9 protein-coding genes are annotated in these 7,675 nt (G+C 28.3%); all 9 read left to right on the top strand.

Annotation, left to right across the window (positions count from 1 at the left end):
* The first annotated feature begins 123 nt into the window (after window positions 1-123).
* The 9 genes from rny (at window position 124) to RI76_RS01675 (ending at window position 7,654) form a co-directional block, all read left to right on the top strand.
* Entirely contained in the window at window positions 124-1,701 is a 1,578-nt protein-coding gene (rny, locus tag RI76_RS01640; protein WP_017192401.1) for a ribonuclease Y, read from the top strand.
* Between the two features lie 84 nt (window positions 1,702-1,785).
* Window positions 1,786-2,091, top strand: coding sequence for a YmdB family metallophosphoesterase (locus tag RI76_RS03310; protein ID WP_261974331.1), 306 nt, complete (start codon window positions 1,786-1,788; stop codon window positions 2,089-2,091).
* A complete protein-coding gene (locus RI76_RS03315) occupies window positions 2,088-2,558 on the top strand; it encodes a YmdB family metallophosphoesterase (RefSeq protein WP_261974332.1) in 471 nt (156 codons plus the stop codon). The genes RI76_RS03310 and RI76_RS03315 overlap by 4 nt, the downstream gene beginning before the upstream one ends.
* Before the next feature lie 50 nt (window positions 2,559-2,608).
* Window positions 2,609-3,490 carry a tRNA (adenosine(37)-N6)-dimethylallyltransferase MiaA gene (miaA, locus tag RI76_RS01650; RefSeq protein ID WP_017192402.1) on the top strand — a complete coding sequence of 294 codons (882 nt, stop codon included), beginning with the start codon at window positions 2,609-2,611 and terminating at the stop codon, window positions 3,488-3,490.
* Window positions 3,491-3,494: 4 nt separating this feature from the next.
* Entirely contained in the window at window positions 3,495-4,070 is a 576-nt protein-coding gene (efp, locus tag RI76_RS01655) for an elongation factor P (protein WP_026072046.1), read from the top strand.
* Between the two features lie 118 nt (window positions 4,071-4,188).
* Complete coding sequence (gene cmk / locus RI76_RS01660) at window positions 4,189-4,860, top strand: (d)CMP kinase (protein WP_017192404.1); 672 nt, start codon at window positions 4,189-4,191, stop codon at window positions 4,858-4,860.
* Window positions 4,857-6,176 (top strand): ribosome biogenesis GTPase Der, encoded by a 1,320-nt coding sequence (der, locus tag RI76_RS01665; RefSeq protein ID WP_017192405.1) that lies wholly within the window; start codon window positions 4,857-4,859, stop codon window positions 6,174-6,176. The genes cmk and der overlap by 4 nt, the downstream gene beginning before the upstream one ends.
* Window positions 6,173-7,150, top strand: a complete 978-nt coding sequence (locus RI76_RS01670; protein WP_017192406.1) for an NAD(P)H-dependent glycerol-3-phosphate dehydrogenase — start codon at window positions 6,173-6,175, stop codon at window positions 7,148-7,150. Before der ends, RI76_RS01670 begins: the two co-directional genes overlap by 4 nt.
* A gap of 228 nt (window positions 7,151-7,378) precedes the next feature.
* Window positions 7,379-7,654 (top strand): HU family DNA-binding protein, encoded by a 276-nt coding sequence (locus RI76_RS01675; RefSeq protein ID WP_017192407.1) that lies wholly within the window; start codon window positions 7,379-7,381, stop codon window positions 7,652-7,654.
* Window positions 7,655-7,675: the final 21 nt, after the last annotated feature.

Genomic DNA, 7,675 nt, shown 5'->3' on the forward strand with positions numbered 1-7,675 from the left:
AATTCTAAATAATGGTTTATAATAAGGATAAGTTATTTTTGTTTGATAAAAAAATTATTTTCATTTTCAAGAATAAAAATAAAAAAACACACATATGTAAAAAAGGGAAGGCATACAATTAAAATGTTACCAGGAACAAATTTATGGTTCCTTGCTTTGGTTGTTCTGCTCTTAATCTTATTAACTGCGGGAGTTTATTATTATTTTTTTCATTATCGGTTTAAAATTCAAAAAATGCTTCAAAACACCAATAAAAAAATCAAAGATAAAATAATAAATTCTCAAATATTAGCGCAAGATGTCTTATCAGAAGCTAAAAAAGAAATTTATTTATTAAAAAAAGAAACAGAATATGATTTAAATCAAAGAAGAAAAATAATCGTTAATTTAGAGGAAAAAATAATTTATAAAGAAGACTTGTTGGCTTCTCGAACTAAATATTTAAATGAGAAAGAGGAATTATTGTTTTTTAAAGAACACAATATCAATAAGCAAAAAAAAGAAATGGAACGCCTTCAAAGCAAGATCCAACAAATTATTAACCAACAACAATCAAAATTAGAAGAAATAGCTTCTTTAACTCAAGTTAAAGCTCAAGAAATTTTAATGGAAGAGGCAAGAACATTAGTTGCGCAAGATATGATGTTTTTAATTAAAGAAAAAGAAGAAGAGTTGAAATTTAAAGTTAAAAAACAAGCCACTAATTTATTAGTTTTCGCAATGCAAACTTTATCTCGAGATATTTCTTCGGAACATAATGTAGATATCATTTATTTTGAAAATAATGATTTAAAAGGTCGTATTATTGGTAAAGAAGGTAGAAACATTAAATCTTTTGAAATTATCACAGGAGTTGATCTAATTATAGATGATGTTCCTAACACAGTTATTTTAAGTTCTTTTGATTCTATTAGAAGAGAAATAGCGAGAAGAACTTTAGAAAGTTTAATCGTAGATGGTAGAATCACTCCAGCGAGCATTGAAAAAACTTTTAATAAAATGAATTTGGAAGTAGATAATTTTATACAAGAAATAGGCGAAGAAGCTGTTTTAGAAACTAAAATAGGTTTTATTCATAATGATTTAGTCCAATTGTTAGGTAAATTAAATTTTAGAACTAGTTATGGGCAAAATGTTTTAAGACATTCTGTGGAAGTAGCTTTTATAGCTGGCAAATTAGCCGCTGAAATAGGCGAAAACCAAAATATTGCCAGAAGAGCCGGTCTTTTGCATGATATAGGAAAAGCCCTAGATTACGAAATAGAAGGCAGTCATGTTAAAATTGGTGTGGATTTAGCGACTAAATTTCAAGAGCCTGAAGAAGTAATAGATGCTATAGCATCTCATCATGAAGACGAAGAACCAAAAACTGTTATAGCTGCTTTAGTGGCTATTGCTGATGCAATTAGTTCTTCTCGCCCTGGAGCACGTAGAGAATCAATCGAAAATTATATCCAAAGGATAACTCAATTAGAAGAAATAGCCGATAACATTAAAGGAGTTGAGAAATCTTACGCTATTAGATCAGGTAGAGAAATAAGAGTAATTGTTAAGCCAGAAGATATTGATGATTTAGCAACTTTTTTGATAGCCGAACAAATTAAACAGCAAATTAAAAAAAACATCAATTACAATGGAAGTATTAAAATAACAGTTATCAGAGAATTTAGAGTGACCGAAGTTTTTGATGTTAACAGTTAACAAAGTTATTTTAAATTATTATTTGGTTAATTTTATTAATTCAACATTCAACAAATGAGGAAAAATAAAACAAAGGAGCAAACGATGAACATTCTTTTTGTCGGAGACATTTGTGGAAAATCAGGTGTTGATTATTTAATGGAAAAAATCAATCTCTTAAAAAAAAAATATAATGCAGAAATGGTCATTGTTAATGCCGAAAATGTAGCCGATGGACAAGGTTTAAATTATGAAAATTACCAAAATTTAACTCTTTCTGGAGTTAATTTAATGACTATGGGAAATCATACTTGGAAGCACAATTCTTTAGAAAATTTTATTGATCATTCTAACGTTATTCGTGTCCGGTTAATGATGAAAGCAAGAAAGCAGGAAGTGGTCATAAAATAGTTAAATATCAAAATAAAAAGGTATTGATAATAAACGCTTTAGGAAGAGTTTTTATGAATAACGACTCTTTATCTTCCCCTTTTACAGAAGTAGATAAAATTTTACACGAATATCGTGACCAATATGATTATTCTTTATTGGATTTTCATGCTCAAGCTACTAGTGAAAAAATCGCTTTAGCTCATTATTTTGATGGAAGAATCGATGCTATAGTGGGAACTCATACTCACGTCCAAACGAATGATGATCGTATTTTGCCTAAAAAAACGCTTTATATATCTGATGTAGGCATGACAGGTCCTTTAGATGGCGTCATCGGTCAAGATAAAAACATTATTATTAATAATTTTTTAAATACTAAAAACAAAATGAAACAAAAAAACGCTGAAGGGAAAAGACAATTAAATGGAGTTTTATTGACCTTTGGCAAAGAGAGAAAAATTACTAAAATTAAATATAGCGAATAAAAAAATTACTGTCTATTTAAACCTCATTCCAAAAGAAATCGGAAAAGAATGTGAAAAAAATTATAGTTATTGCAGGTCCGACCACATCAGGAAAGACCGCTCTTTCAATCAAATTAGCTCAACATTTTCAAGGTGAAATAATTAACGCTGATTCAGTGCAAATTTATCAAAAATTTGATATTGGTTCAGCTAAAGTCACTTTAGAAGAACAAAATAACATTAAACATCATTTGTTAAACGTTATTTCACCTAAAGATTATTATAATATTTATGACTTTCAAAAAGATGTCAGAAAAATTATTCCTCAAATTGATGTTCCTTTTTTAGTGGGAGGAAGTGGTTTATATATTAAAGCCGCTCTTTTTGATTATGAATTTGAAGGAAAAGCTTTACCTAAAAATTATTTAGACGAAAAGAACGATATTAAGCAACTACTTCAAGCAGTGAAAGAAAAAGATCCTCATTTGGTTTTAGATGAGAATAATCCTCACCGCATTATCAGTGCTTATCAACATTTAAACCAAAGCAAATTAAGATCTGAGAAACAAGGCAAAAACACGCCTCTTTTTGATTTTTTAGTGATTTATTTAGATATCGATCGCAAGATTTTAAAACAAAGAATCATTTTAAGGTTAGAACAGATGTTAGAAAAAGGTTTTATTGAAGAAGTCAAAATTTTAATTAAAGATTATCCTCGAGCTAATTTCAATATTATCGGATATCGGGAAATAAAATTGTTTTTAGAAGATAGAATCACTTTAGAAGAAGTTAAACGTTTAATTATTTCTAAAACTTTTAAATACGCTAAAAGACAAAAAACATGGTTTAAAAACCAAATAAAACCTTTATTTGCAATAGATGCTTTATCAGATGATTTAGAAAACCAAGCCATTAATATAATTGAAAAATTTTTAAAAAAGGAATCCAACTAAAATGATGATTAGTACAAACGATTTTAAAACAGGTCAAACCATTAAATTCAATAATCATATTTACCAAGTTATTGAGTTTTTACATGTTAAACCAGGCAAAGGAGCGGCTTTTGTACGAAGTAAACTCAAAAACTTGAGAACAGGCGGAATTATCGAACATACTTTTAATTCTGGCATCAAAGTAGAAACAGCTTTAATTGACAAAAGAAAATTAAAATTTTCTTATATTTCTTATGAAAAATACGTTTTTATTGATGAAACGACTTATGAACAAATTGAAATACCGCAAAAAATCCTAAAAGGTGCAGTTAAATATTTAGTTGAAGAAATGGTAGTGGAAGTGGTTTTTTACGATGAGAAAGAAATTTTAGGCGTTTCTTTGCCAGACAAAATATCTTTAAAAGTAGTGCAAACGGATCCTGGAGTGGTTGGTGATACTACTAAAAAAACTACCACTTATAAAGATGCTGTTTTAGAAACAGGTTTAACGGTTAAAGTGCCTATTTTTATCGCTCAAGATGAAACAATTATTGTGAATACAGAAACAGGACAATACGTCTCTCGAGACACGAGTAAATAATGTTAGAATAAATTTGGAAATAAAAAAAGAAAGATATCTCAATATCATATTGGGGCGAATATTTCCACAATTCATCAACTCAAAGAAAGAGAATCAAAAACGCGGAGAATGTTATAATATGTTAAGTTTTAAATTAGCTATTGATGGGCCAGCTGGTTCAGGTAAAAGTACTATCAGTCAATTATTATCGGATAAATTTGGATGGTTTTATTTAAATACAGGTATTTTATTCCGTATTTTGACTTATTATGTTTTAAAGAATAAAGTACCTTATAAAACTCCAGACGACCAAAAAAACTTAGCTAAAAGGTTAGAAGAAGCTCATATTAAATTAACTGACAATATCTTTTATTTGAATAATGAAGATTTAACCGCTTGTTTAAAAGATAAAGAAATAGAAAAAGCAATTTCTTTTATTTCTTCTTTAGCTGTAGTAAGAAAGAAAATTTTTAATTTACAACAAAAATTAATTCAACAACACCCTTTTATTATTATGGACGGAAGAGACATTGGAACTGTTGTGATGCCCAAAGCTAATTTAAAAATTTTTTTAACAGCTTCTGCACAAATGAGAGCTCTTAGAAAACAAAAAGAATTGTTCGCTAAAAAACAAAAAAATATTTCTTTAGAAAGTATTGTGGAAAGTATCGAAGCGAGAGATAAACAAGATATAGAAAGAGAATTAGCTCCTCTAAAAAAAGCTGAAGATGCTTTATTATTAGATACGACTGATATGTCTATTGATGAAGTGGTGCAATTTATAGAAGATAAAATAATGGAAAAATTATGAATTTTAAAGTAGCTATTATAGGGCGCCCTAATGTAGGCAAATCGAGTTTATTCAATCGTATTTTAAATGAAAGAATATCAATTGTTTATGAAAAAGCAGGGACGACCAAAGATCGTATTTATTCTAAAGCTACCTGGTTAAACCAAAGTTTTTCTTTGATTGATACTGGAGGAATTGAAATTGAAAATGTCTCTATTAAAGAACAAATTAAACATCAAGCAGAATTGGCTATTAATGAGGCCCATTTAATTATTTTTGTGACCGACGGTCATACTAGATTGATTCAAGAAGATTTAGATATCGCTAAATTGCTTTATAAAAAAAATATTCCTATTATCATAGCAGTCAATAAAATCGATAATATGAATTTTATCGAAAATGTTTATGATTTTTATTCTTTAGGTTTTAATGAAGTAGTGGGAATTAGCACTCATCATGGTATTGGTATTGGCGAATTATTAGATAAGGTAATCGCTCATCACCCTCGCAAAACAGATGTCAAAATTAATGGCGAAGAATTAAGGTTTTCTTTGATAGGACGACCTAATGTAGGGAAATCAACCTTAACTAACGCTTTATTAGCGCAAGAAAGAATGATTGTTTCTGATGTTCCTGGAACCACTACAGACGCTGTGGATACTGTTTTTCAAAAAAACGGTAAAACATATCATATCGTAGATACTGCCGGTTTAATAAAAAGAGGCAAAATTTATGAAAAACAAGAAAAATACAGTTCTTTAAGAACTTTAAGCGCTCTGGAAAGAAGTGATATTGTTTGTTTTGTTCTGGACGCTAGTCAAGAAATTTCTGATCAAGACCGTAATATTGCGGCTATAATTTTTAACTATGCTAAACCTTGTATAATTGTAGTTAATAAATGGGATTTAGTGGCAAATAACGATAAAGATATGAAAAAATTTGATCAAAAAATCAAAAATGAATTTAAATTTTTGGATCATGTTCCTATCGTGTATGCGTCAGCTTTTAATAAAAAAAGAATTCATACCTTTTTTCCTGTTTTAGAAAAAATATTTTATAATTATCATCAATCTTTTAGTACTTCCCTTTTGAACGATATTTTGCATGAAGCGACTCAAATGAATCCTCCTGCTTTATTTAAAGGCGGAAAGGCTAAATTTTATTTTCTGAAACAAACGTCGACCAAACCGCCGGAATTCGTTTGTTTAGTTAATAATCCTGATTATATTCATTTTTCTTATAAAAGATATTTAAACAACCAATTGAGATTACACTTAGAATTAAGAGGATTACCGATTAAAATGATTTTTAAAAAGAAAGAAATGGATTTGTTATGAAAAAAATCACTATTATGGGCGGCGGCGCTTGGGGTTCTACTTTAGGGCAAGTTCTGACCGACAACCAACATCAAGTCTTAATATATGATAATAACGAAACATATATTAATAAAATTAACAATCAACAACATCCTATTTTTGATTTATCTTTGGAAAATATTGTTGCTACTACTGATTTAGAAAAAGCGTTGAATTTTGCAGATATCATTGTTTTATGCATCCCTGCTCAAAAAATGAGAACTTTTTTACAACAAATTAATCCTCTTTTGAAAAAACCCAAAAGTTTTATTAACGCTTCTAAAGGGATTGAAACTAATAGTAATAAAATGATTTTTCAAATTACTAAAGAGGAAATAGATCCTGATAAGTTGAAAAATTATGCTTCTTTATTAGGCCCTTCACATGCGGAAGAAGTCATTTTAAGGCGAATAACTTTTTTATTGTCTTCTTCTGATGATAAAGTTTTTAGCGAAGAAATAGTGGAAATGTTTTCTCACTCTTATTATTTGAAAATTAATGCTTCTGATGATGTTATGGGATCCGAATTATGTAGTGCTTTTAAAAATGCTTTATCTTTGGTAAGTGGTATTTTAGATAATGAGGATTTTCAAACTAACGCTAAAGCGGCTTTTATCAGTTTAGGCATTATAGAAATGAAAAAAGTGTTAGAAGTTTTAGACATGAAAACCGACATTGTTTTAGGGCTTTCTAGTTTAGGCGATTTTATTGTGACAGCTTTTAATGAAAATTCACGTAATTATCAAGCGGGTAAAAAAATTCGTTTAGGAATAGATTTAAACGATATTTATGCTAATTCTTTTCAAACTATTGAAGGAGCTAACAATTTAAAAGTTTTTTATGACTTATCTATAGAGAAAAACATTTCTTTGCCTATCATCCAAAGCGCTTATCAAGTCGTTTTTGAAAAAAAACCCCTAAAAAATATTTTATCTAAGATATTAGAGACAAAATAAAACAAAAATAAATGATTTTGTGTTAATAAAGAGCAATTGTGTGTTAGAATCAAGTTAGATTCATGTTGTTGTTGAAAAAAATAAATTATTATAAACATAAATAAGATTTTCAATTTTTAAAACAAATGAATCCATGTTATTTTTTGTAGTTGATAAAAGATTTTTTTGTTAAAATACAAGTAGATTTGCGAATATAAAAGACAAAATATAATATAAAGGAGATTACCATTGACCAAATCAGATTTATTAAATGTAATGACCGACAAATTAGGCGTTACTAAAAAAGAAGTAGAAAAATTTTTACTATCTTTAAACGAAACAATTGAAGAAGGGTTACATAAAAATGAAAAAATAATTCTTCCAGGATTAGGAACTGTTCAATTAAAACACCGTAAGGAAAGAAAATGTAAAGTTCCTAAAAGTGAAAAAGTTTTAACTGTGCCTGCGCAAGATGTTCCTGTTTTTAAAGTAAATAAAAAATTTAAAGAAATATTTAAAAAATAATTATATAAAATGTTTTGTTTT

The organism is Milkweed yellows phytoplasma str. MW1, from assembly GCF_000309485.1.
In the GTDB taxonomy this organism is placed as follows: domain Bacteria; phylum Bacillota_I; class Bacilli_A; order Acholeplasmatales; family Acholeplasmataceae; genus Phytoplasma.